The following is a 24,271-nucleotide window of genomic DNA, read 5'->3' on the forward strand; positions in this document are numbered from 1 at the left end:
ATACGGATGGGTTATAACACCTCGCTAACTTTCACCCCGCCATGTCACCGAGACCTCCCCAGTTCGGCGTCGTCGCGGTCGCAGTCGCCCTCCTCACAGCGACGGTCGTCCCGTGGGTCGCCGTCGGCACGGCGACGACTGCCGCGGCCAGCGGTTCGTTCGCCAAGAGTACCGTCTACGAGCAGACCGGCGACGTGGCGAACATCACCGTCAATACGAACAAGCCAGCGACGGTGAACCTCGGGTCGCCGAACACCAACTTCTGGCTTCAAGTGCAGGTCAGCGGCGGGAAGACGACGCTCCGACTCAACACGTTCAAGGCGGGCCAATCGAATCGCTACGGGCTCGAGGAGATGGTGTGGGCCGCCAGTGGCTCTGTCAAGGGTCGCCAACTCCGAACCCCCTCGATAGACGCGCCGCTGGAACCGGCCCAGTATCAGATGAACGTCACGGTAAAGGACCAAGAGAAGGACGTGGGCGCGCTGGTCGTCGAGGAGCGCGCGACCAACGACGTGACCGCTCGCATCGCGCCGGCGAAGACCGACGTGGCGGAGTTCAAGACGGCCGGTGACATGCGGTCGGCGACTGTCCCGCCGTGGAACGGGTCGGTCGCCCGCGGGGACTGGGCGCTGGTCTACGTCAACGCCACCGGCGTCAAGGGCGCGCTCTCGAAGGCGAAACTCGACGGCGACGGCGGAACGATGCGCGTCGATTTCGAGCAGACGAACCCGCCGATGAACGGCCGGGGCAACCAGTTCACCGGGGCGTCGATACAGCGCGTGTTCCTCGACGGAAACACCGAAGGGTTCTACCTCGCGGTGGACACCGGCGCGCACAGAATCGAGGCCGGCGACCGGTATCGAGTCGAGTTCACGATTCCGGAGGGGAGCGACCTCGCCGACGAGAAACAGAACGTCTCGACCACGCTCCGCATCGCGCCCCGCCGGGTTGACATCGAGGGCCCCCGCAACGGGCCACTGGTCGTGGAGGACAAGACCACGATTCGGGGCACCACGACGCTGACTCCGGGTTCGACCATCAACATCTCGGCGCGAGACGCCGACCTGCCGCCCTTCCACATGTCACAGACCGTCACCGTCTCGCCCAACCGGACCTTCGCAGTCGCGTTCGACTTCCGGGACATCGAACCCGGCCGGGAGTTCGAGATTCGGCTTCCGGACCAGAAGCGGGCGATTCCGGGACAGGTGAAGGCCGAGACCAAACCGACGACGACCCGGACGCCGAACACGACGACGACCGAGGACGCCGAACCGGAGAACCGGACCACGACGACGCGGACGACGACCACCGAAACGACCGCTGTGGGTCTCACGCAAGTCGGGATGGGCGAGACGCGGAAACCGCTGACTCAGCAGGCGAGCAAGAACGGGAGCGCGAACGCCACCGGCGGCGACAAGGGCGGGGGCCTCGTGCCGAGCGTGCCGGGATTCGGCCCGGTGACGAGTCTCCTCGCGGTGCTGGCGGCAGTGCTGTTGGCCGCCAGACGGCGGTAGCCGGTCCCGATGGCGTCCGACCTCCGTCCCGCGAGAAGGGTCCGATGTTTTTTATACGGGGACTGAGGATATGAACCCGAACACGGTTCCCCCGCGGTGAAACCATGCTACAGGGAATGGACCAGTCCGAATTCGGTCAGTTCGTTGCGGCCCTCTGGGAGCGTCAGGGCTGGCAGACACAGGTCAAGCAGGACGACGGGCGGACGTTCGTCGCAGTCCAGCGTCCCCAGTCCGGCGAGGAGGGCCTGCTCTGGGCGCGTCCCGGCGACGAGGAGGTCGGCGGGAAGGAAGTCCAGCAGTTCGCCAAACTCTGCCAACAGTACGAGGTGGACGAGTCGGCAATCGTCACCGCGGGAGTCCTCTCGGACCACGCCAAGAAGGTCGCGCAGGGGTCGCCCGTCGAACTCTTGGACGGCGAGGGCGTCGCCAAAATCCTGAAACAGAAGGGATGGACCGACCTCGCCGAGGAGTACGCCGGTGGCGGTTCGGGCGGCGGCGGCGGCGGCGACTCGCCGGTAGACCAAGCGAAGCAAATCGGCCAGCAGGTCTCCGCGAAGGTCTCGGACGCGCTCGGCGACACCAATCTTCCGTCCGCCGGAAAAATCCCGACCAAACCCCTCCTCGCCGTCGTCGTGCTGGTCGCAGTCCTCGGCGCGGGCGTGCTGGTCGGCCCCTCGATTCCTCTCCTCGGCGGCGGCGGTGGCGGCGCACCTATCGCCGCCGAGTCGGCCGCTCCGGCCAACAGCACCACGACACTCAGCGTGAGTTGGAACGCCCGCGTGACCGACGAAATCGACCCGAACGAGAGCGACACCAAATACTACGGCGCGCCGCGAGGCGAACAGTTCGTCCTCGTCAGGATGTCCATCAACAACACCGGCAACGGGACGGTGACGGTCAAACAGGCGAACTTCAAACTCCGGACCGAGAACCGGACCTACGGCTACCAACCGCTGACCGACCACGACGGCTTCGTGGACTTCCCCATCTCGTCGGGTCAGCGATACGTCGGGTGGACGGTCTTCGCGGTCCCGAAGGGAACGAGCGGGACGCTCGTCTACGAACAGAACGCGAGCGAACCGCCCGTCGCCGTCGAGTTCACGCACGACCCGGCCATCGCGGTCAACGTGACACAGCGGTAGGTCGGCGCGTTCGACGCTCGAATCGAGGACATTTTTGATTGCTAAACATATGTGTAGTTGTCTCAGAGACTCCTCTATAATTGTTGGCTGGCGTCAGATTCGGGCAATCGGTCGGCCCGAATCGGGGGGCACGAGGCGCGACGGTGGGGAAACGTGGGCGTTTGAAGCCGGGCAAGGCTTTTCTTTGCTCCGACCTAATCCGATGGTATGTGCCCTAACCGGGCCGCACTACAGCAAGCCCTCGAACGCGGCGAACAGGAGGGCGGAAGCGTGGAGTTCAAAGAGCGACTCACCCGCGACCTCCATCTGTCCGAGGGCCGGATGGAGAGTCTGGCGGCCCAACTCCGCCACCGCGTACTGTCGGGAGACGGCGAGGCCACCTACGTCGTCGGCGTCACGGACGACGGCGGCATCGCCGGCATCAGCCACGAGGACTTCTCCGAGTCGATGGATGTCCTCAGCCTGCTGGCCGAGGAGGCCGGCGCGCACATCGAGGACGTACAGACGTGGGGCATCGCCGACGACGGCTCTGCGACCGAGAAGGACGAGATGTTCGTGACCAACCGCGACACCGACGACGACGCGGATGGTCTCGTCGGCGTCGCCACGATTCGGGAGGGCGCGATGCTCGACACCGACAGCGAACACATCGTGGTCGGCACCGCGGGCCACGTGGACCACGGTAAGTCCACGCTGGTCGGCACGCTCGTCACCGGCCAGTCCGACGACGGCGAGGGCGGCACGCGGGGCTACCTCGACGTGCAACCCCACGAGGTCGAGCGGGGCCTCTCGGCCGACCTCTCCTACGGCGTCTACGGTTTCGACGGCGAGGGACCGGTCCGGATGGACAACCCCCACCGGAAGTCCGACCGGGCGCGGGTCGTCGAGGAGTCCGACCGACTGGTCTCGTTCGTGGACACCGTGGGTCACGAACCGTGGCTTCGGACGACGATTCGGGGACTGGTGGGCCAGAAGTTGGACTACGGCCTGCTGACGGTGGCCGCCGACGACGGCCCGACCAAGACGACGCGGGAGCATCTGGGCGTCCTGCTGGCCACCGAACTCCCGACGCTCGTCGCCATCACCAAGGCCGACGTCGTGGACGACGAGCGCGTGGCGGAGGTCGAGCGCGAAGTCGAGCGCCTCCTCCGGGACGTGGGCAAGACGCCCCTCCGCATCGAGCGCCACGGCATCGACGCCGCAATCGAGGAAATCGGCGACGACGTGGTGCCCGTCTTGACCACCAGCGCGGTCACGATGGAGGGGATGGACGCGCTGGACGAACTGTTCGAGCGCCTGCCCAAGACGACGGCGGACTCGGGCGACTTCCGGATGTACATCGACCGAACCTACTCGGTGACTGGGGTCGGCGCGGTGGCTTCCGGCACCATCATGTCCGGCGAAGTCGAGGCCGGCGACGAACTCCTGTTGGGACCGATGGCAGACGGCGCTTTCCGGGAGGTCGAAGTCCGGTCCATCGAGATGCACTACCACCGCGTGGACAAGGCCAAGGCGGGTCGCATCGTCGGCATCGCCTTGAAAGGGGTTCGGGAGTCGGACATCGAGCGCGGGATGGTCCTCCTGCCGAAGGACGCGAATCCCGACCCGGTTCGGGAGTTCGAGGCCGAAGTCGTCGTCCTCAACCACCCGACCCGCATCGGCGACGGCTACGAACCGGTCATCCACCTCGAAACCGTCAGCGAGGCCGCCCAGTTCCACCCCCACGAGGGCCAACTCCTGCCGGGCGACTCGGGCACCACTACGGTCCGGTTCAAGTTCCGACCCTACCTCGTCGAGGAGGGCCAGCGGTTCGTCTTCCGCGAGGGCCAGAGCAAGGGCGTCGGCACCGTGACCGACGTGAATCCGGGCGCGGACGACGCCGAGAGCGCCCGGTCCGACGACTAATCCGTGGACCGAGACCGTGTGGCCGACGTGGCCGCGAAACTCCTCGCCGGGGTTCTGTTCGCCCTGAGCGCCGTCGGCCTCGCGGTCGCAGTCCAAGACGGCGAGGGCCTCGTCTCGGCCGGGTTTGCGGTGTATCTGACGGGCCTCCTGCTCGCGGGCGTCCTCCGGGACGCCATCGACACTCGAAACTGGCAACTCGCGTTCTTCGCCGGCGTGGCGGTCTGGGGCGGGTACGAGTATCTGGTCGATGGGGACCTGTTTTCGCTGTTGCTGGCAGTCGTGGGCGTCGTGATGATTGGAGTAAATCTGTTGGACCTTCAGTAGTTACTCGTTTAGCGATCTACGAAATCTGCCAACGAGGAGAACGAATGATGCGGCTCCGGCTCTGGCTCACTCCCGTCCTCTGCCGGCACCCACACCGACCGTAGCCCCGCGGCGTGCGCCCCTGCCACGTCCGAGGACACCGAGTTCCCGACGTGCATCGCTCGGTCGGTCTCGACCCCCAACTCCGCCAGCGCGACATCGAAGGGTTCGGGGTCGGGCTTTGCGGGGGCGTCGTGGCCCCCGAACACCACCGTCTCGAAGTAGTCGGCCAACCCGGCCGACTCCAGTTTCGTGGTCTGCATCTCGGGCGGGCCGTTGGTCACGACGCCGAGAGGGTAGTCTCCAGCGAGGGCGTCGAGCGCGCTCTTTGCGCCGGGCAGGCGCTCGACTCGGGAGTGGTCGCGCTCGGCGGCGAAGGCGTCGGCGACCGCTCGGCCCTCTTTCGGGTCCCGGCCGCAGTCGTCGGCGATGGCGGCGAAGCAGTTCGCGCGGCCCTCCCGGATGGAGACGCCCGGCGCGAGGTGGTCCTCGAACCGAGCGAAGTACTCGTCTACGTCGAAAAAGGGGTCGTACCCGGCCGACTCGAACGCGAGCGAGAGGAGTTCGCCGGGCGAGCGCTCGTACTCCACGAGGGTCCCGTCGAGGTCGAACAGCACGGCGTCTACGTCGGCGAGCGGGTCGGTTGATTGGACAGCGAGTGAGTCGTCGGGGTCCGCGAGGTCGGTCATCGTGTCGGCGTTCGGACCGGTCGGACAAAAGTTGTCGCGTTCGCCCGAACGACGCTCGTCGGACGCTCGTCTGTCATCTGCGAGAAGTTTGGCGGGACGTGAGGCTAACCATTAAGTTGAGGCTGTGATAACTGAAACCGAATGGCTGGCGAAGATGTCAGCGAGGAGTCGAACGTACCGGACGACTCGCTGGGCGGGTGGCTCGACGCGAAGGCCGAGGAGCTAGGGGTGAGTCGAGACGAACTCCTCGCGCGCCTCCGGAAGGGTAATGCGCCCGAGCAGGTCGAGGCCGAAGCCTTCTCTGCGCTCCGGCGGGAGTTCGGCGAGCGCCTCTCGGCCACCCAAGAGGAGTTCGAGACCCAACTGGCCGAGGTCGAGGCCAACCTCGCAGAGACCGAGGACGACTTCGAGGGGAAGATTCAGGACCTGCGCGACCGGGTGGTGCAGGTCAAGCGCGAAACCGACGGGAAGGCCCCCGCCGACCACGCCCACCCCGACCTCGCCCAGCAGACCGAGACGGTCGCCGAGCAGGCCGACCGCCTCGCCGACGAACTCGACGGTCTCGCCGATACCGTCGCCGAGTTGGACGAGCAGGTCCAGACCGGGTTCGAGAACTACGAGGACGTCCTCGAATACCTGACCGACACGACCGACGACCTCGAAGCCAAACTCGAAACGCTGGCGGAGGTGACCGTCGAAATCCGGGACCACACCAAGAACCTGACCGCCCGCCACGCCTCGCGGGCGGCGGCTGACGAACTCGCCCACCTCGCCAACCGCCGGGGCGTCGAGTCGGCCGACTGCGGCCACTGCGGCGAGACGGTCCACATCGGCCTGCTGGCCGAACCCAAGTGTCCCCACTGCGCCAGCACCTTCAACGACGTCGAACCCAAGCAGGGCTTTTTCGGGTCGGCCCGACTGCTGGTGGGCGACCCGCCGGCGCTGGAGGGCGAGCGCGCCGACTGGGACGTTGAGAGCGTGATGAACACCGAAGGCAGGGACATCGGTGACGCCCTCGACAACATCGTGACGGAGGACGACGGATGAGCGACGAGCGCGACGAACCCCTCGCCGACCTCGCGGACGAGGTTCGGGAGCGAACCGGCGACCGACCGCCGGCAGAGCGACCGGATTCGTCCGAGGACCCACAAGCCTCCGAGCGCGAGGGACCGCTGGCCGACGTGGCCTCGGCGGTGGACGAGCGCCGGCGCAAGCGCCGCGAGGAGGCCGACGGGGCCGACGCCTTCGAGTCGGTCGAGGTCGGCGAACTCGACGGCGAGAAGCTCTGGGAGCAGTTGGCCGACGACGGCGACGGTCCGGCGGTCACGGTTCCGCCCGAGGAGGCCCAGTCCGAGACGACCGCATCGGGGGATTCGACGGCCGCTCCGACCGCGGCTAGCGTCGGCGGCGACCGAACCGCGGACGGCGACCGGGACGTGCGGACGATTCCCAAAGACACGTGTCACGGCTGTCCGCACTTCGGCGACCCGCCGGAAGTGGCCTGCACCCACGAGGGGACCGCGATTCTGGCGATGCCGGACACCGACCACTTCCGGGTCGCCGACTGCCCGATGGTCGCGGACGACGACGAGGACATCGGTGGCCTCGGCGTCGAGACCGACGACGCGCCCGAGACCGGTGGTTCGCCCGACGCCGCCGACGCGCTCGACGCCGGCGAGTAGCGCGTCGGCCGGTCGTCGCCAGTCGGCGGCCAGTCGTCCGGCAGACTCGCCCGGTGGTCCGCTGGGAGGTCACGCTCTGCTCGGCATCGGCGCTGGCGTGGCGGTGCTGGTGACAACCGGGATGAAGTTGGCCGAGTGGGGATGAGCGGGCCGCGGAAACGTTCCTGTTTTCTAAAGCAACTATTTTATTTCTTTAACATCACTATTTGATTTCCACTCCGGCTGATAGCCGCGGTTCGGTCGTGCGAACGCTCGGTTGACCAACCGTCAATGGGCGGCTTCGAAATCAGAATCACCGCCAGTTCTACGGTCCAAACACGCCATGTCACGGGAGAGCGATGGAACAAAGACCGACCACACCCAACGCCCCGGCATGCGCTGGAAGTTGTTCGCGGACCTCGCCGAGATTACCGGCGGAAAGGAAATCGAGGTCGAGGCCGACCCCGGCGAGACAGTCGGCGACGCGCTGGCCGCGCTGGTCGCCGAGCATCCCGACCTGAAAGACCGCATCCACGACGAGGAGGGCGACCTGCGCGACCACATCAACGTCCTGCGAAACGGGACCAACGTCCACGCCGAGGACGGCCTCGAAACCGAACTCGAATCGGGCGACGAACTCGCGCTGTTCCCGCCGGTCAGCGGTGGGTAGCCGGTCCGTTCCGACCCCCGAGTATCGACCGCCTGACGTGTCGGTAGACGGTCGCTTCCGGCCGGTAGGCCCGGCCTTCCGCGGTAGCCAGAAGTGCTTAACGTCGCGGACTACTACTTGTTTTGAGAATGGGGACGGGAGACGGGGAGACCGAACATCGCTCGCTCGACTCGCTGATACCGGGCGACCGCGAGTCGGCGAGTTCGCCGTACAAGCGGGTCCGCCAGTGGGTCCTCCTTCGAGGCAAGCGAATGTGGGTCGCGTTGGCGCTGTTGTCTGGCGTGTTGCTCGTCCTACTCGGAACCTCGCTCGTCCGACCGTGGAACCTGCAGGACCTCCTGCAAAACACCAGCACGGTCCAGACGCTGTTCAGCGCGCTCCTGAGCGGGTCGATTCTGCTGGTCTCCATCGTGGTCTCCATCAACTCCATCGTCCTCTCCGAAGAGATAACCGACATCGAGACCCAGCGCGAGCGCATCGACGCCTCGGTCCGCTACCGCGGCCAAATCGAGGAGTTCATCGAGTCGGACGTGAGTCCGGCCCGGCCCGCCGAGTTCCTGCGGTCGATTCTGAAGGTCGTGGACCGGCAGGCCGAGGGTATCGCGGCAATCGCCGAACAGGGCGACAACGACGAGTTCGCCGACGAGGCCAAAATCTTCTCCGAGGAGGTCTCGAAGGAGGCCGAGAAAGCGGGCGAAACCCTCTCCGGGTCGAACTTCGGGTCGTTCAAGGTCCTGCTGGCGGGCCTCGACTACGACTACTCGTGGCAACTCCACGTCGCTCGCCGGTTCAAGCGCAAGTACGGCCACTGCTTGAGCGACGACCAGCAGGCGGCCATCGACGACCTCGTGGAGACCCTGAAGGTGTTCGCCACCGGCCGGGAGTACTTCAAGTCGCTGTACTACAAGCGCGAGTTCTCCCGCCTGTCGGCCCGCCTGCTCTACGTCTCGCTCCCGACCATCGTCTACATCTCCTACGTGATGCTGGCGCTCCACTCGCCCGAGTTCGTCCCGACCGAGGAGATATGGCTGGTCTCCGAGAAGTTCAGCATGGCACCCCTGACGATGTTCGTCGCCTTCTCCTACACTATCGCGCTCGCTCCCTACGTCGTCCTCACGTCCTACGTCATCCGGGCGATGACCGTCACGCTCCAAACGCTGGCGTCCGGCCCGTTCGTCCTGCGCCAGAGCGACGAACTCGACGAGTTCGACTGGGAGGACGACGACATCGAAGTTTCGGACAAGAGCGTTCCGACGCCGAGCGACGGGATGCCGTCCGACGACCCCTCCGACGAGCGTCCTGCGGGCGACGATTAGCACCCGAGTGCAGAAGTTCAGCGCGTCAGGTCGGCCGCCAGCACGAAGTCGGGTTCGTCGGCGATTTCCACCCGACAGAACGCGGTGTCGCTGACGTACCGGACGCACTCGGGAATCAGGACGCGAGTCCGGTCTGCCCCCAATCCGGCGGCATCTCGTGCGATTGCACCGAACAGCGCATCGGCACTTTCTGGGTCGTCCCACGCGCCGACGCCGTACTCGGCCCACGTCTCGGTCTGCTCGCTCTCCTCGGCCTCGCGCTCGTACTCCCGGATTCGGTGGGCGAACCCGCGAGTCCCGTCGTCCTGCACGACGAACAGGCCGCCGTCGTCGGCCGCGTTCCGGAGGTCAGTTCGAGTCAGTTTCGAGAGCGCCCACGTCTCGTCGGGGTCCAGCGCGAGACCCCGGAGGTGGTCGCGGGCCTCGCTGTCGGTCCAGAACCGCCACGCCGCGTTGGGGTCGGCGGTCACGTCGAGCGCAGAACTGGCCGCCGAGTCGGGTTCCGGGTGTGCCCATCGGAACTCGGTCGCGGGGTCGTACCCCGTCGAGCGCGACTGGCCCAGTCCGGCGACGTTCCACGAGAAGACCATGTTCCGGGCGACGGTCGCGCCCTGCTCTCGCGCCCACTCGAACAGGTCGTCGGTGATGGCGACGCTGACTCCTCGCCCGCGGAAGTCGGGGTTGACGCGAATCCCCTGATTCCACGCCTCCCAGTCGGACAGCAGGACGGTCTGGGCGAGACCCGCGACTTCGCCATCGACCTCGGCGACCGCGGTGCGCTTGCCCTCGCCCGCTATCCAATCGTGGTAGATGTCGGGGATGTAGTCGCCGCCCTCGCGGTCGGGCCACGTGTTCTGGGTGAACGCCGCGATTTGGTCGTAGTCGTCAGGCCGGGCCTCGCGGACCTCGACGCCCGATTCTCTGCTCGCGCCCGTCATCTCACTCCCACGGGACCGACCGGTCGGTGATTTCGCCGGCGACGGGCGTCCGGACCGCCTTCTCGGGATTATCGCTGTTGGCCAGCGCCCACATCAGTTTGACCTTCGCGGTGCCGGGGAGCATGTCCTCGCCCTCCACGACGCCCGCGTCGAGCAGGTCCCGCCCGGTGTCGTACACCCGGTCGCAGACCCGCCCGTCGATGCACTGACTGGTCATGACGACCGTGGTGCCGTCCTCGACCAACTCGGCGATTCGGTCGGTCCACGCCGAGTGGACGTGACCCAGACCGGTACCTTCGAGGACCAGTCCTTCCTTGCCCTCGGCCACGTCGAGCGCCGACTCGTCCATGCCGGGGGTGAACTTCAGCAGTTCGACCTCGCTCTCCATCTCGGGCGCGAGCGAGAGGTCGGTCTCGCCGCGCTCGGCGTACGCTCGGCGGAAACTGACTTCGGCGTCGCCGCCGGCGTACTCGACCTCGCCGAGTGGCTTCGCGCCGACCGTCTCGAAGGCATCGCGCCGCGAGGTGTGATTCTTCCGGACGCGAGTGCCCCGGTGGAGCGCGCACACGTCGTCGGATTCGGTGGCGTGCATGCAGACCATGACCTCCGCAGAGTCGGCCTTGGCGGCCTCGACGGCGCAGACCGCGTTCATCACGTTGTCCGAGGAGGGCCGGTCGGCCGACCGCTGGCTTCCGGTGAACACGACCGGGACCGGCGTGTCGAGCATGAACGAGAGCGCGGAGGCGGTGAACTGCATCGTGTCGGTGCCGTGCATCACGACCACGCCGTCCGCGCCCTCCTCGATTTCCTCGTGGACGGCCTCGGCGAGGTCCCGCCACACGTCGGGAGTCATGTTCTCCGAGAGGATGTTGGCGACGACCCGGCCCCGGTAGTTGGCCCGGCCAGCGAGGTCCGGGACGGCCCGAAGCACGTCCTCGGCGTCGAACTGGGCCGTGACGGCACCGGTCCGGTAGTCCACCGTCGAGGCGATGGTCCCGCCGGTCGAGATGAGCGAGATGGTCGGCAGGTCGGAGTCGAACTCGACCGACGATTCGTCGTCGGTGTCGCCGCTCCCTACGTCGTACACGTCGCTTTCGAGTACGTCGACGTCGGCCTCGTCGCGGTCGATACCGACGTTGTATCCGCCCTCTAGCTTGACGACGAGGTTCTGGCTCGTCGAGGAGGGAAGCAGTACGCCCTCGTAGGTCTGGTCGGCCCGCTGGACGCGGACGCGGTCGCCGGGATTCATACTCCGGAGTACCGGCGCGCCGGACTTGAAACCATCTTTTCGCCGCGTGGGAAAGTTACTCTGCTCGCGTCGGTTTCCCGTCCGGTGGGAATCGCCTCGCGGGGTTATGTCCGCTCGTCGCCTACCCACACCTAGGAGGTGCAACTCATGACCACGAAACTGCAAGCGGTCCTCGTGGGCCTCGCCGGATTGATGCTCCTCGGCCTCGCGCTGACCGCGACGGCCGGCGCTCATCCCACCGACCTCGCCGAGGACCCCATCTCGACCGTCGGACACGTCGGCGACCACTTGGGATGGCACAACGACTGGGGAACCCACCAGCACGGCGACCACTGGACTGACCACCCGCACCACGACGGCGCTGGCGGTCATCACCACGACGAGGCTACCGGCCAGCACCACGGCGGGCACGGTCCTCGCGGTGAACACCACGGCGGCGCTCACCACGGCCGGTAACGCCGTTTCAGCGAGGGTCTGAAGCCAGTCTTTCGTCGCTTTCGCTTCTCGTCTTCGAGTGCCGACAACCTCAGGTTTATTTATATTTGTTTGGGACTTAATCGTGTTTTCTTAACGAATATAAATGAATGCGTAACGAGGAGAACGACCCATCCGAATCCGAACCCGCCCACGGGAAAGACCCATTACCTCCCGCGCCACACACTCCACCATGCCCCAGCGCTCCGACCAGCGCACCCGCGACTCGTTCGCGGACGACCTCACCGAGACCCTCCAAGACGATGCCGACGAGGACACGACCGAGGCCTCGTCGTTCGTCCAGCGCGCCCAGCACCGAGCGGCCAGTGTCTTCTCGCCGCGAGTGTTCCTCTACGCCCTCGTCCTGCTGGGCGGCGGGATGTTCGCGGGGAACGCCTTCATCCCGCTCCCGATTCTGGACAACCTCGCGGGACTGGTCGGCGTCTTCGCCGGTGCCTTCCTCCTCGGTCTGGTTGTCGAACGCTCGACCCTCCTCGAATCGGCCGCCGCGGGTGCAGTCGCCGCCGGACTGACCGCGCTACTGGGCAACCTCGCGCTGACGGCGTTCGGCGACGCCGGCGTCCCGCTAGCGATGTTCGGCGCGGGGACCGGCCTGCTGGCCGGCGCGCTCGGCGCGTACTTCGGCGGTGACCTCAGAAACGGACTGACCGCGGACATCTGACTACTTCTCCGCTAACGACCACTCGCCGTCCTCGTCGCGTTCCACGAAGCCACCGTCGGCCAGTTCCGACAGGCAAGCGTCTACGACGTGTTCGGGGGCCTCGACCGCACGGCTGATTTCGCCGACCGAGGACCCACCCCCGGCGACGGCCGACAGGACCTCGGCGTGGAGTCTGCTCTCGTCCTCGCCGTCGAGCGCGTCGCCGAGTCGGTTCTGCACGTCGGCGATTCTGCCGTGGACCCACCGCTGGGCCAGCGAGAGTTCGCGCTGGAGTTGCTGGAGTTCGTCCAACTCCTCGGCGAGGCCGGTCGCTTGCTCGACCGTCTCGTCGTCTTCGGCCCCGTCCTCAGCTTCCGTGCGCTCCTCGTCGTCGTCAGCGTCCGTTTCGTTCGTTTCGTCGGTCTCCTCGGCGTCGAGTTGGACGTTGAGTGAGAGGTAGCGCCACCTGCTCACGTCGAGGTTGGCGCTGGCCGGATAGGCGCTTTTCATCCCGAACTCGTAGGGCGAGACGCTGACCTCCAGTCGGAGATTGCGCGAGATGCTGAAGTACTTTCTGCGCTGGTCGTCGGTCCGACTCTCGATGAGGCCGGCGTCCTCCAGTTTCCGGAGATGGTCGATGACGGCCTTGGGGCTGACGCCGAGGTACTCGCTGATTTCGGTGACGTAGCAGGGCCGACGCGAGAGGAGTCGGAGGATGCGCCTGCGGTTCTCGTTGCCCAGAATGTCGAGTAGCTCGGCGGAGTCCATTCGCTATCGGGAGCTACGAATCGGGCACTCAAAAGCGTGTCTCTCGTCGGCCCCACGCGGGTCTCCTCCGAGGCGGCGACCTACGGGACCGCGACGTACTCGACGGCGTAGGTACCCGCTCCGAGAGCGTGGGAAACGCGGTCGAAGAAGTCCGGCGTCGTCGTCACGGCGGCGACCGACGAGACGACCTGCGAGGAGTCCTTTCCGAGGCCGATTCCGTTGCCGACGCCGTTGCCGGTCCCGGCGTCGTTGCCGGTGCCAGCGCCGCTTCCGTTACCGGGCGGCGTGCCCGGTCCGGTCTCGTTCGGGGGTGCAGTCCCGTTCGGTGGCGCGGTTCCGTTCGGGGGCGCGGTTCGGTTGTCCGAGCTATTGCCGGTGATCGGAGATTTGCCGGGGGCGTCCGAGTTGCCCGAGTTGCCGGGAGGACCCGACTCGCCGGAATTACCGGGCGGTCCGCCGGGGGCGCTCGCATTCGTGGCGTTCCCGACCGTCCCGTTACCGGCGTCGGCAGGTGGTCCCGTCTTGTCTTTCCCTTCGCCTGCCGCGCCGTTGCCGACGCCGTTCGCGTTTCCGTTACCGACGCCGTCGGGCGGACCGACCTCGGCGTTACCGACGGCGACGCCAGTCACGTTGCGCGCGACTGACGAGATTTCGGGGCCGGTCAGGTTGTCGGTCTCGGCCCGGAGGTCGTCGAGCGAATCGACGTTGGCGTTGGCGTTGGCCTGCGTCGCGCGGGCGGACGTGGTGTTTATCGCGGACTTGAGCGCGTTGATTTGGCCGACGAGTTGGCTGACTTTGGCCTTGTAGGCGACTTCGGAGATGTTGTCGGCCTCGCGCTCGTCGGCGAGTGCTTGCTTGCGCTGGCGGAGGTCTGCGAGTTCCGTGCGGAGTTCACCGGTCCGGCGCTCGACCAACTGAGCCTGTACCGACTGGTTTTCGGTGGCGTTGAACGCCGCGGCCCACATGCCGGTTTCGACCGCACCGTCGACCTCGGCGGCGCTCGACTGCATGAACGAGGAGATGTCTGCACCCAGCGTCGAGTTGTTAGTAGCGTTGGCGGCCGTCGGTCGCACGTCCTCAGCGGGGTCGTCGGACACCGCGACGCCGCCATTCGCGTCCGCACCGACGGTCGTCGCGCCCGCCGGAACGGCGGCGGTCAGCGCACCTCCGACGACGAACAGCGCCAACAAAACGGCTCGATAGGGGGTCATCAGTTGGCCCTTTAGCCCCGTGACTTAAAAAGGCCGACATTCGTTCGTTCTGTTCACAGAGCTATATGAAGCATTCAGGAGCCTGCTTAGAGTTTAAAATAGGAACAGATTACGTCTCGGTTCAACTACCTGAACGCGGGAGTCTGTCGAACCCGCGGGCCGCGGCGGCCACCGCGAGGACCGAGAGCGCGACGGTCGCTGTGGGGAGGAGAACGCCGGGTTCGTACCGGAGCGGCGGGTGAATTCCCAGCACGTAGTCGAGGGCGTCGTTGGCCAACAGTGCTGTCAGCGCCGTCGCCAGCGCGCCCCGAGTGGTCGCGCCGTAGAGCGGGAGGAGGTAGGCCTCGGCGACGAACCCGAGATGGGTCACGATGATGAACCAGTACGACCAGAAAGCGTCGGGGTTCCACGGCGGGCCGAAGTAGGCCCCGAAGCCGAGGTTCAGCGAGACGAACGTCCAGACGCCGTACTTGACCAGCCACGCGAACGCAAACGTGTGGAGGTAGGCCAGCGCGCGATTTCGGGGGGCCTCGCCGAGCGACCGGCCGAGGTTCGGCAGGAGCGTCACCAGCGAGAGCGTCACCAGAAACAGCGCGGCGGGCGAGTCGGCGTAGAGCGGCCAGAGGTAGACCGGAACCTCGGGCAGGGTCTCGACGTAGAACTGGACGCCGACCAGCATCGCCAACACGTTGACCGCGACCAACCACGCGAGGTTCGGGCCGTCTTCGAGGTACCGACGCGCGTAGCGCTCCAACGTCGTCATACACGGCCACGGGAGCGCCAGCGACAAAGGTCTTCGCAGAACTGGGCGAGACTGGTGCGCATCGGGAGGAGAACGGATTTCATTTGCGAAAGAAAGAAGGAGATAGTTTAACGACCACACAACCTTCGTCTGCCGTGTTGAGCGCCACCGATGGGACACGGTGACCGCGAGCGAGTGCCGCCATCCGCTTTCAGTTGCTCATTTGCCTACTGCCCCTCACCCCGCCACAACCCTGAAACGTCGAAAGTTCTTAGAAGTGGACTTGCCCTACTATATAAAACTTTACGAAAGATTTATTTCTGTAGGTGGTATACGATACCATGTCTCATGTTCGAGGAGTTTTCGAGCGGCTACTACCTCGGTCGGCTTTACGTCGAACCGCACCGAGGCCAGCAACCGGCCATGCGCCGCGAGCAACACGAGCGAATCAACGAACAACTGTACGCCTCCGGAGAGGGCGTCGAACGCCTCGACAGTCCGCTCGTGATGAAAGTAGACAACCACCACGTCGCAGTCCACGGCGACGAGTCCGTTCCCGAGGGGACGCTGGCACTCCCCGAGGACCTCCTCGACGACACCCGCATCCGGAACCCGCCGACGCTCAAGGAGGTCCTGCTGGCGAAGGCCGACAGGGCGGCCCAACTCCTGCGGTATCAGGACCAAGCGCCCAGCGCGGGAATTTGACGGCGCGAACCGCGGGGTGACGGCGCGAGTCGCAGGGCCGGCGTCGTCTCCTCGGCTACTGCTAATTTTAGCGCGGCGAAAACAAATTTAAGCTCCGTGCCGTCTAGTCTTTCCCATGGCTAAGTCCGTCTTCGAGAGCGACAACTCCCTGACTTACACCGAGGTCCACGCCGCTATCCTCGGGGCGGTGGTCGGCGTCCTCGTCGGGTACGGCCACGGTATCGGTCGAACCACCGCCGCAGTCAGCCTCACCGTCACCTTCGTCGGCGTCGCTCTCGGAATCAAATACACCGGGAAGATTCCGGCCGCACAGCGGACCGTCCGGCGCGAACCGTGGTACGCCTTGGCGGCCCTGCTGGTCGGCGGAACGGTCGGTCTGGTCGCGGTCTGACACTCGCGTCGAGCAGAATCGAGCGCATCCCGTAGACTCCGGTCGAAGTCGTCCGAGACGACCGGAACTTACGGACGAGTCTCGATTCGGGTCCCGTGTTCGCGGTACTGCTCGTAGAGTTCGAGTCCCCACTCGACCGCTTGGTCGCCCCGGAGTTGGACGAACATCGAGACTTGTCGATTGTTGCTCAATGTCACGATACCGACCGACGGCGACAGGTCTCTGGCGACGTACAGTCGAATCGGAATCGTTCGGTCGGTTTCGTAGACGGTAGCGTTTTCGAGGATAGCGTCCAGCGTGTCGGGGACGTGGCGCTCCATCAACTCCACGTCCGTCTGTTCGAGAACGACGTCTGCGGTCATTTCGTTCGACCGGAATTTCGGGGCGAGTGCTTCCAGTTTCTCGGTGGAGATGATTGCGGGAGTACCGATGACGTGGTTGGCGTCTTTTATCCAGTCTACGAGCGTCTCAAAGGGTGCGTAGGGGTGGGCGCTCCCATCCACGATTTCGGCGTCCACGAGGGCCGAAAACGGCGGGTAATGGTCGTCCGGGAGGGCCTCTAGTAGGGGTTTCATGCTGTAGAACTGCGTCGTCACCCGATGCACGTAGCCGTAAAACTCGAACAGTTGCTCACCCAGCGAGGTGAGTTCGTACCCCTCGTTGGTTCGTCGGACGATGTCGTACTCGATGAGGTCCGTCGCCCAGTTGTACACCGTCGATTTCGAGACGCCCAGTTCGTTTGCGAGGTAGGGTTTGTACTTCGGTCCATCGTGGAGCATCCCGATGAGGTCCTCGGTTTTCGCTATCGTTTCTACCAAGTCGTCCGCCGTCGGCACACTGTCCTCGAACGAATTACCCCTCTTAGCCATAGTGATTTTTACTCTATTTTAGAGCCAGAAATTTATTTCCCCACAAGTCACCTTGCGAGGATGCAATATCGTTGTGCCCCAGTAATATTATTTCTTATTGTAGCAGAATTAAATATATTATTAAGTAGAATAAAATTATGGTTGGAATGGAAGAACGAAATTCCACATTCGATGCAGACGAGCGAAAAACGGGTCGGCGGTCGATACTCAAGGCCGGTGCAGCAGGCCTTGCGACGCTAGCGACCGGAAGCACCCTCGCGGCGGCCAACCGGTCGGACAAGGCCTCCGACGTTCACGTCGTCAAGGGGACGATGAACAACCCGGTCTCGGACAAACAGCGCAAGCAACTCCGCAAGCGAGCGGTCCGAGAGTACGAGCGCAACACCGGCGAAACGATGGACGGGATTCCGACGGTCGAACCCCGAGCGGCCCACGGACCGGGGGACTCGCCCGAAGACGGTCCCTCGTCTGAAAGTAGCATTGTCGCGTATGCGTACGGAATCGACGCCGACGGCGTTGCTCGCGGGTACATCGGCATGGCGGGCGAAGACCCAGCCGCCGAGACGAATGGTCGTGCGAAGGGGCTAATCCACAACCGCTTCGAGGACCGAGTGCGAGAGGTCTCCGCCGCGCTCGAAGCCTCCGACGACGACCTGAGTACCCAGGCTGAGTATGGGACCATCGACAACCTAGACGAACTGGAGGTTGCTTACGAGTTCCCACTAGACCACGCCGTCGACCCCCACGGCGTGATTAGTTCCACGAACTACTGGATTCAGGACACCGTCAACAGCGACGAGAGCACCATGCACGGATTCCACTCGGAGACGACCATCGAGCCGGGAGTCCGGTCCTTCAGCAGCAACTGGCAGAACGAAAGCGTGACGAGCAAACACCTCTGGAACCAGAGCGATATGGCGGAGTTCGAGGTCGACGACGGCTACTGGAAACCCGCAGGTCCCAGCGATGGCGGATCCTCGACCACGTCGATGAGCATCACTGCGAGCTTTAGTTTGACGGATATCGGCGTCTCGACAACCATGGGTTGGAGTCATACTGACCCCGCCATGGAACGAACCGACCTGTCCTCGACGTACAACGACAAATGCGGGTGGTATTGGGACGTCAACGACAAATGCGGTGAATCGGTTCGGCAGAGCACGCTCAGCATGCACCCGTCGAGTATGTGTGAGCAGACCGACTACGACTGTGCCATGGGACGACGCGATATCTGTAAGCTCGAACTCAAATCGACGTTCACCGACGGTAGTTGCGGCGACAACTACTGGCTGAAGTCGTCGGGCATGGCCCACAAAGAGTGTTAACACCGCGAGAATCCGCGGTTTTGCGGTCGAACTGACCACGCTACAGGTCCCACTCGCGGGACTGATTTTTTGCGACTGCGACCCATACTCAGTCTCGTCGTCTGAGAAACGTATATCTCGGTCGCGGTCGTACCCCGGTCGCATGCCTCCTCGGGTCGCCATCGCCTACCCCGCTTCGGGCGGCAACCCGACGAAACACGACCTTTTCGCGTCGCTCTCGTGAGCGACCGTGAGTCCTCTCGACCATAGCTGTTTATTGATTATATTAGATTACAGATTATTATTGCAGGGATGTAAAGAATCGCAGTGGTCTGCAGGACCGTGCATATACTATCCACAGACATATTATATTAATTGTAGTATGGAAGAAGCTGATAAATACGATGGAAGCGAACAACAGACTGGCCGACGAGACGTTCTCAAGGCCGGTGTAGCAGGCCTTGCGACACTAGCGACTGGGAGTACCCTCGCGGCGGCTAACCGGTCGGACAAAGCCTCCGACGTTCACGCCGCCAAAGGAACCGTGGATAATCCGGTCTCGGACAAACGACGCAAACAGCTTCGCAAACGAGCAGTCGCCGAGTACGAGCGCAACACCGGCGAAACCTTGGACGGGATTCCGGCGGCCCGACCCGGAGCGACCGACGGAGACAGCGACTCGCCCGAAGACAGCGAAGTCGTCGCGTACGCGTACGGAATCGACGCCGACGGCGTTGCTCACGGGTACATCGGGATGGCCGGCGAAGCCAGAGCCGCCGAGTCGAAGGGTCGTGCAGAGGGGCTAATCCACAACCGCTTCGAGGACCAAGTACAAGACATCTCCGCCGCGCTCGAAGCCTCAGACGACGACCTGACCACCCAGAGTGCGGGGACCATCTCGGGACTGAACGATATGGAAGTTATTTACAACACTACCCTAGATAACGCCGTCGACCCCTACGGCAAGATCAGTTCCACGTACCACTGGGTTCAGGACACCGAGTACGACGACCAAGGGACTCTGCACGGATTCCACTCGCCGATGACCATCGAACCGGGATACCAAGTCTACGGTAGTAACTGGCAAAACGAAGCCGCGTGGAACAGACACTACTGGAACCAGAACGACATGGCGTGGCAGGATGTCGACAGCGGCTACTGGAAGCCCGCAGGTCCCAGCGGCGGAAGCACGAGTACCTCGTACAGCATCAGCGTGATAACCGATTGGATGGACTCATACACAGGCCTCGCTTGGAGCTACAGTGAACCTTCCTTGGAGCGAGTCGACCAGTCCTCGGTGTACAACGACTACTGCGAGTGGGAGTGGAACGTCACGGACCAATGTGGTAGCCAAGTTCGGCAGAGTACACTCGGCATGCAACCGTCGAGCGTGTGTAACATGGAGGACTACGACTGTGCCATGGGACAACGCGATGTTGGTACGGTCGAACTCAAAGGGACGTTCACCGATGGGAGTTGCGGCGATACCCACTGGCTGAAGTCTTCGGTCTCCTTGTATAAGGAGTGCTAACGCCGCAAAAATACCGAACTCGAAACACCCTCGGTCCACCCATTTTTGGACCGTTTTCAGCGTCTGGCGGACCCGAGTTAGCGGCCCCACTCGCGGGACTGCTTTTTCCGCGACCCCACGGACTCCACGTCGAGGGGTTCCTCGCGGGCCGCGAGCGCTTCGAGGGCGGCCTCGGCGCTGGCCTCGGTCGAGAAGTAGGTGATGTCCTCCTCGACGGCGGCCTCCAGTGCGTCGCGGTTCCGGGTCACCAGCAGGTCCACCTCGCCGCGCTGAATCGCGGTTTCGAGGTCCTCGAAGGTTTCGAGGTCGTAGTAGTCGCCGAAGCCATCGACTTCCAAGTCCACGACTGCGGTGCCCTCGTCGGGGAGGGGCGACCCGGCGGCGTCTTGGGCCTTGTCGTAGGCCTTGCCGAATGTTTCGGCGGTGCCCATGACTTCGCCGGTCGATTTCATCTCCGGGCCGAGGCGGGGGTCGCTCCCCGGCAGGCGGTCGAAGGGCAGGACGACTTCCTTGACGCTGACCTTCTCGGGGACCTGCTCGTCGGCCTCCAACTCCGCCAGCGTGTCGCCCGCCATCACCTTCGCGGCGAGTTTGGCGATGGGGACGCCGGTGGCCTTCGAGACGAACGGGACGGTCCGCGACGAGCGCGGGTTGGCCTCCAGCACGTAGACCTCACCGTCTTGCACGGCCAACTGGACGTTCATCAGACCGACCGTATCCAGCGCGTCAGCGATGTCTGCCACGACTTCGCGGACCCGACCGAGCGTCTCGTCGTCCAGCGCGCGGGTCGGAATCATGCAGGCCGAGTCGCCGGAGTGGACCCCGGCACTCTCGACGTGTTCCATGATTCCGCCGATGAGTACGTCCTCGCCGTCAGCCACGGCGTCAACGTCCAACTCGACCGCATCCGCGAGGAACTCGTCGATGAGGATGGGCTTGTCGGGCGAGACTCTGACGGCCTCCTCCATGTACGTCTTCAGTTCGTCGTCGTCGTGAACCACGTCCATCGCGCGTCCGCCGAGGACGTAGGAGGGCCGGACCAGTACCGGGTAGCCGATGTCGTGGGCCAGTTCGAGGGCTTCGTCCTCGCTAGTCGCAGAGCCGCCTTCCGGCTGGCTAATCCCGAGGTCGTCCATCAGGCGGTTGAACCGGTCGCGGTCCTCGGCGAGGTCCATCGCCTCGACCGAGGTGCCCAGAATCTCGCAGTCGAGGTCCCGGCGCGCGAGTTCGTCTTCGAGGGGTTCGCCGATGTCCACCGAGGTCTGGCCGCCGAACTGGACCATCACGCCGTCGGCGTTGGTGGCCTCGATGACGTCGGCGACCTCCTCGGCGGTAATCGGCTCGAAGAACAGACCGTCGGAGGTGTCGTAGTCGGTCGAGACCGTCTCGGGGTTGTTGTTCACGACGTGGGCCTCGATGCCGGCCTCCCGCAAGGCGCGGACCGCGTGGACCGAGCAGTAGTCGAACTCGACGCCCTGCCCGATGCGGATGGGACCGCCGCCGACCACGACGACGCTCTCGACATCCCGGTTCACTTGCACCTCGTCTCTGCCGAGGCCAGCGCCGGGTCTGCGCGACGAGTAGTAGTATGGCGTAGAGGCCGCGAACTCGCCGGCGCAGGTGTCCACCTGCTTGAAGTCGCGGGAGGGCGCGGCCGACTCCACGTCGTCTATCACACTCGCGCCGCCGCGGGGGTTCCGGGGTGCGGCGTCGGCGGTGCGCTCGGTCTCGCCGCCAGCGACCGCGGCGACCTGCTGGTTGGTGAACCCGGTTTCCGCCGCCTGCTCGAACTCGCCGTTCTGCGCTGAGACGGCGGCGTCGGCGACGTTCTCGTAGCGCTCGACGTACCACTCCTCGATGCCGGTGAGGTCCACCACGTCGGAGACGGTGTAGCCGCGCTCGAACGCCTCGAACATCGCGTAGGGCCGACTCGGCGTCGGGGCTTCGAGGTAGTCGGTTTCGAGGGTCTGGTCGTCCACCTCGTCCCAGTCCACGTCGGGGTCGAACTCCGACGAGCGCAGGGCTTTGAGGAGGGACTCCTCGAAGGTCCGGCCGATGGCCATCGCCTCCCCGGTGGACTTCATCGCAGTCCCCAGCTCGAAGTCCACGTCGGGGAACTTGTCTTCGGGCCAGCGCGGGACCTTCGTGACCACGTAGTCGATTGCTGGCTCGAAGGCCGCGGTGGTCTGGCCCGTAATCTCGTTCTCGATTTCGTGGAGGCGCTTGCCGAGGGCCACTTTCGCGGTGACTCTGGCGATGGGGTAGCCGGTCGCTTTGGAAGCGAGTGCGGAGGACCGGGAGACGCGGGGGTTGACCTCCACGACGCGGTACTCCCCGCCGGGGGTGCCGTCGTCGCGCCACGCGAACTGGATGTTGCATCCGCCCTGAATCCCCAAGTCGCGGATTACTTCGAGGGCCGTGTCGCGCATCACCTGATGGCCGTCGTCGGGGATGACCTGCGAGGGCGTGACGACCGTGGACTCGCCGGTGTGGATGCCCATCGGGTCGATGTTCTCCATGTTGCAGATGATGATACAGGAGTCCCCGGCGTCCCGCATCACCTCGTATTCGAGTTCCACCCACCCAGAGATGGACTCGGTAATCAGGACCTCGCTGTTGCGCGAGAGGCGCAGACCCTTCCGGACGCGAGTCAGGAGTTCGTCCATCTCCTCGACCACGCCGGACCCCGACCCGCCGAGGGTGTAGGTCGTCCGGGCGATGACGGGCAGGCCGCCGACCTCGTCGACCGCAGACTCGACCCGCTCCCGAAGGTCGTCCTCGGTCAGTTCCGCGACGGCCTCGCTCTCGTCCAGCGAGATGGTGGTCGAGCGCGCGACCGGTTGGTCGAGTTCGTGCATCCGCTGGCGGAACAGGTCGCGGTCCTCGGTGGCGTAGATGGTGTCGAGGGGGGTGCCCATGATTTCCACGTCGTGTTCGTCCAGCACGCCCTCCTCGGAGAGTCGCGCGGTGACGTTCAGGCCGGTCTGGCCCCCGAGACCGGCGATAACGCCGTCCGGGTCCTCCTTCCGGATGATTTCGGCGATGGCCTCGGTCGTGATTGGCTCGATGTACACCTCGTCTGCCATCTCCGGGTCGGTCATGATGGTCGCCGGGTTGGAGTTAACCAGCACGACCCGCGCGCCCTCCTCCTGTAGTGCGCGGCAGGCCTGCGCCCCCGAGTAGTCGAACTCCGCGGCCTGTCCGATTTGAATCGGTCCGCTTCCGATGAGCAGAATGGTCCGTCCGTCGCCTGCGGTCTCCTCGGTCATCTGTTGGTAGACCGAAGTTCGCTCATCGTAATAAATCCGACGATAGATTACGACTTGCGAAATTGAATTTCGAAATTCGGAATCAGTCGGCACGCCCCGGAAAAATACCGCGTCAGAGCGCCGAACCGACCGAGGAGGACGCTGGCACGCGCAGAACTATGCGCACCAGCGCGGACGCTCGGAGAACCAACCACCAGCAGACGCCCGGCCAGACAAACCACGGGGCGGGATGAAGGGGCCGGCCGGTCGCGTTCAGTTTTAGTCGCTGAGTGACCCCTATCGACGCGGGCGATGCGGAGAGCGTCGATATGTCACTCAGCGACCGCGACCGGGCGGGGGCTTCAAGAAGACATCATCACCCCGATTCTACGGTTCGTGGTTGTAGTCACAACGAGATGAACGAGAGGACAAGCCGAAATCCAGCTTCCACGATAACTTATCCCACCAGAACACCAACCTAACGCCCAGTGCCCACTATCGCCATCCCGGACTCCATCAGAGACGAACTCCTCGCTCACGCACGCGAAGAAGCACCTACCGAAGCCTGCGGCATTCTCGCAGGCACTCGCATCGAACGCGACGACGACGCCGAACACCGAGTCCTCGAACACCACCCGGCCGAGAACGTCGCCGGAACTCCTCGGACGCGGTACGAAATCGACCCCCGCGAGCAGTTGGAACTGATGGAGGCCGTCGAGGACGCGGGCCGAGAGGTCGTCGGGTTCTACCACTCCCACCCGCGAGGACCCGCGGGACCGAGCGAAACCGACGCCGCGCAGGCGACGTGGCCCGGACGGTCCTACGTGATTGTCGCTCTGGGTGATGGGGTTTCGGTGGGGTCGTGGCGCTGGACGGGTGCGGAGTTCGTCGACGAATCCGTGGTCTCGGAGGAGTAGCCT

The 24,271-nt window shown here is 64.8% G+C and carries 24 protein-coding genes; 16 read left to right on the forward strand and 8 right to left on the reverse strand.

Translation table 11 applies throughout. The annotated features are described in order from the left end of the window. Nucleotides 1–41 precede the first annotated feature (41 nt). The 4 genes from P2T57_RS09055 (at nt 42) to P2T57_RS09070 (ending at nt 4,885) form a co-directional block, all read left to right on the forward strand. Nucleotides 42–1,514: a BGTF surface domain-containing protein gene (locus P2T57_RS09055; RefSeq protein WP_276298869.1), complete on the forward strand. Its 1,473-nt coding sequence runs from the start codon at nt 42–44 to the stop codon at nt 1,512–1,514. 104 nt (nt 1,515–1,618) lie between these two features. Beyond that, nucleotides 1,619–2,656, forward strand: a complete 1,038-nt coding sequence (locus P2T57_RS09060; RefSeq protein WP_276298870.1) for a restriction endonuclease — start codon at nt 1,619–1,621, stop codon at nt 2,654–2,656. A gap of 207 nt (nt 2,657–2,863) precedes the next feature. Beyond that, nucleotides 2,864–4,561 carry a GTPBP1 family GTP-binding protein gene (locus P2T57_RS09065; RefSeq protein WP_276298871.1) on the forward strand — a complete coding sequence of 566 codons (1,698 nt, stop codon included), beginning with the start codon at nt 2,864–2,866 and terminating at the stop codon, nt 4,559–4,561. A gap of 3 nt (nt 4,562–4,564) precedes the next feature. Continuing rightward, nucleotides 4,565–4,885, forward strand: a complete 321-nt coding sequence (locus tag P2T57_RS09070; protein WP_276298872.1) for a hypothetical protein — start codon at nt 4,565–4,567, stop codon at nt 4,883–4,885. An 8-nt stretch (nt 4,886–4,893) separates the two neighbouring features. On the opposite strand, the gene P2T57_RS09075 is transcribed toward P2T57_RS09070, so the two are convergent. Beyond that, nucleotides 4,894–5,613, reverse strand: coding sequence for an HAD family hydrolase (locus P2T57_RS09075; RefSeq protein WP_276298873.1), 720 nt, complete (start codon nt 5,611–5,613; stop codon nt 4,894–4,896). Nucleotides 5,614–5,754: 141 nt separating this feature from the next. On the opposite strand from P2T57_RS09075, the gene P2T57_RS09080 reads away from it, so the two are divergent. The 5 genes from P2T57_RS09080 (at nt 5,755) to P2T57_RS09100 (ending at nt 9,260) form a co-directional block, all read left to right on the forward strand. Next, nucleotides 5,755–6,660, forward strand: a complete 906-nt coding sequence (locus P2T57_RS09080) for a hypothetical protein (RefSeq protein WP_276298874.1) — start codon at nt 5,755–5,757, stop codon at nt 6,658–6,660. After that, the gene (locus P2T57_RS09085) at nt 6,657–7,295 is read left to right on the forward strand and encodes a DUF8135 domain-containing protein (RefSeq protein ID WP_276298875.1); all 639 of its coding nucleotides are present in this window, start codon (nt 6,657–6,659) and stop codon (nt 7,293–7,295) included. The genes P2T57_RS09080 and P2T57_RS09085 overlap by 4 nt, the downstream gene beginning before the upstream one ends. Continuing rightward, complete coding sequence (locus tag P2T57_RS09090) at nt 7,252–7,440, forward strand: hypothetical protein (RefSeq protein ID WP_276298876.1); 189 nt, start codon at nt 7,252–7,254, stop codon at nt 7,438–7,440. The genes P2T57_RS09085 and P2T57_RS09090 overlap by 44 nt, the downstream gene beginning before the upstream one ends. A gap of 228 nt (nt 7,441–7,668) precedes the next feature. Then, nucleotides 7,669–7,944, forward strand: a complete 276-nt coding sequence (locus P2T57_RS09095) for a ubiquitin-like small modifier protein 1 (protein ID WP_276302098.1) — start codon at nt 7,669–7,671, stop codon at nt 7,942–7,944. Nucleotides 7,945–8,072: 128 nt separating this feature from the next. Continuing rightward, on the forward strand, nt 8,073–9,260 hold the full coding sequence (locus tag P2T57_RS09100; protein ID WP_276298877.1) for a DUF7972 family membrane protein: 1,188 nt from the start codon (nt 8,073–8,075) through the stop codon (nt 9,258–9,260). A 17-nt stretch (nt 9,261–9,277) separates the two neighbouring features. On the opposite strand, the gene P2T57_RS09105 is transcribed toward P2T57_RS09100, so the two are convergent. Then, a complete protein-coding gene (locus P2T57_RS09105; RefSeq protein WP_276298878.1) occupies nt 9,278–10,198 on the reverse strand; it encodes a GNAT family N-acetyltransferase in 921 nt (306 codons plus the stop codon). 1 nt (nt 10,199) lies between these two features. Next, nucleotides 10,200–11,447 carry a Glu-tRNA(Gln) amidotransferase subunit GatD gene (gene gatD, locus P2T57_RS09110; RefSeq protein ID WP_276298879.1) on the reverse strand — a complete coding sequence of 416 codons (1,248 nt, stop codon included), beginning with the start codon at nt 11,445–11,447 and terminating at the stop codon, nt 10,200–10,202. Between the two features lie 147 nt (nt 11,448–11,594). Between gatD and P2T57_RS09115 the strand changes: the two genes are divergently transcribed. Beyond that, nucleotides 11,595–11,903 carry a hypothetical protein gene (locus P2T57_RS09115; protein WP_276298880.1) on the forward strand — a complete coding sequence of 103 codons (309 nt, stop codon included), beginning with the start codon at nt 11,595–11,597 and terminating at the stop codon, nt 11,901–11,903. Between the two features lie 211 nt (nt 11,904–12,114). Continuing rightward, a complete protein-coding gene (locus P2T57_RS09120; RefSeq protein ID WP_276298881.1) occupies nt 12,115–12,603 on the forward strand; it encodes a hypothetical protein in 489 nt (162 codons plus the stop codon). Here P2T57_RS09120 and P2T57_RS09125 read toward each other — a convergent pair whose 3' ends face one another. The 3 genes from P2T57_RS09125 to P2T57_RS09135 all read right to left on the reverse strand — a co-directional run bounded on the left by P2T57_RS09125 (nt 12,604) and on the right by P2T57_RS09135 (nt 15,324). After that, nucleotides 12,604–13,350, reverse strand: a complete 747-nt coding sequence (locus tag P2T57_RS09125) for an ArsR/SmtB family transcription factor (protein WP_276298882.1) — start codon at nt 13,348–13,350, stop codon at nt 12,604–12,606. Nucleotides 13,351–13,430: 80 nt separating this feature from the next. Next, nucleotides 13,431–14,561 (reverse strand): hypothetical protein, encoded by a 1,131-nt coding sequence (locus P2T57_RS09130; protein ID WP_276298883.1) that lies wholly within the window; start codon nt 14,559–14,561, stop codon nt 13,431–13,433. Between the two features lie 121 nt (nt 14,562–14,682). Beyond that, nucleotides 14,683–15,324 carry a DUF1405 domain-containing protein gene (locus P2T57_RS09135; RefSeq protein ID WP_276298884.1) on the reverse strand — a complete coding sequence of 214 codons (642 nt, stop codon included), beginning with the start codon at nt 15,322–15,324 and terminating at the stop codon, nt 14,683–14,685. 327 nt (nt 15,325–15,651) lie between these two features. On the opposite strand from P2T57_RS09135, the gene P2T57_RS09140 reads away from it, so the two are divergent. Together P2T57_RS09140 and P2T57_RS09145 are read left to right on the forward strand one after the other, a co-directional pair. Beyond that, complete coding sequence (locus P2T57_RS09140; RefSeq protein ID WP_276298885.1) at nt 15,652–16,008, forward strand: DUF5802 family protein; 357 nt, start codon at nt 15,652–15,654, stop codon at nt 16,006–16,008. Between the two features lie 115 nt (nt 16,009–16,123). Further along, on the forward strand, nt 16,124–16,399 hold the full coding sequence (locus P2T57_RS09145; RefSeq protein WP_276298886.1) for a hypothetical protein: 276 nt from the start codon (nt 16,124–16,126) through the stop codon (nt 16,397–16,399). Between the two features lie 68 nt (nt 16,400–16,467). On the opposite strand, the gene P2T57_RS09150 is transcribed toward P2T57_RS09145, so the two are convergent. Then, nucleotides 16,468–17,235: a transcriptional regulator FilR1 domain-containing protein gene (locus P2T57_RS09150; RefSeq protein ID WP_276298887.1), complete on the reverse strand. Its 768-nt coding sequence runs from the start codon at nt 17,233–17,235 to the stop codon at nt 16,468–16,470. Between the two features lie 179 nt (nt 17,236–17,414). Here P2T57_RS09150 and P2T57_RS09155 point away from each other — a divergent pair, with 179 nt between their 5' ends. Further along, complete coding sequence (locus P2T57_RS09155) at nt 17,415–18,593, forward strand: hypothetical protein (protein ID WP_276298888.1); 1,179 nt, start codon at nt 17,415–17,417, stop codon at nt 18,591–18,593. Between the two features lie 361 nt (nt 18,594–18,954). Further along, the gene (locus P2T57_RS09160; protein ID WP_276298889.1) at nt 18,955–20,103 is read left to right on the forward strand and encodes a hypothetical protein; all 1,149 of its coding nucleotides are present in this window, start codon (nt 18,955–18,957) and stop codon (nt 20,101–20,103) included. A gap of 77 nt (nt 20,104–20,180) precedes the next feature. Here P2T57_RS09160 and carB read toward each other — a convergent pair whose 3' ends face one another. Beyond that, a complete protein-coding gene (gene carB, locus P2T57_RS09165) occupies nt 20,181–23,372 on the reverse strand; it encodes a carbamoyl-phosphate synthase large subunit (protein WP_276298890.1) in 3,192 nt (1,063 codons plus the stop codon). Between the two features lie 467 nt (nt 23,373–23,839). Between carB and P2T57_RS09170 the strand changes: the two genes are divergently transcribed. Then, entirely contained in the window at nt 23,840–24,268 is a 429-nt protein-coding gene (locus tag P2T57_RS09170; protein WP_276298891.1) for a desampylase, read from the forward strand. The last annotated feature ends 3 nt before the right edge of the window (nt 24,269–24,271 follow it).

The organism is Halorussus lipolyticus (assembly GCF_029338375.1).
GTDB classification, from domain to species: domain Archaea; phylum Halobacteriota; class Halobacteria; order Halobacteriales; family Haladaptataceae; genus Halorussus; species Halorussus lipolyticus.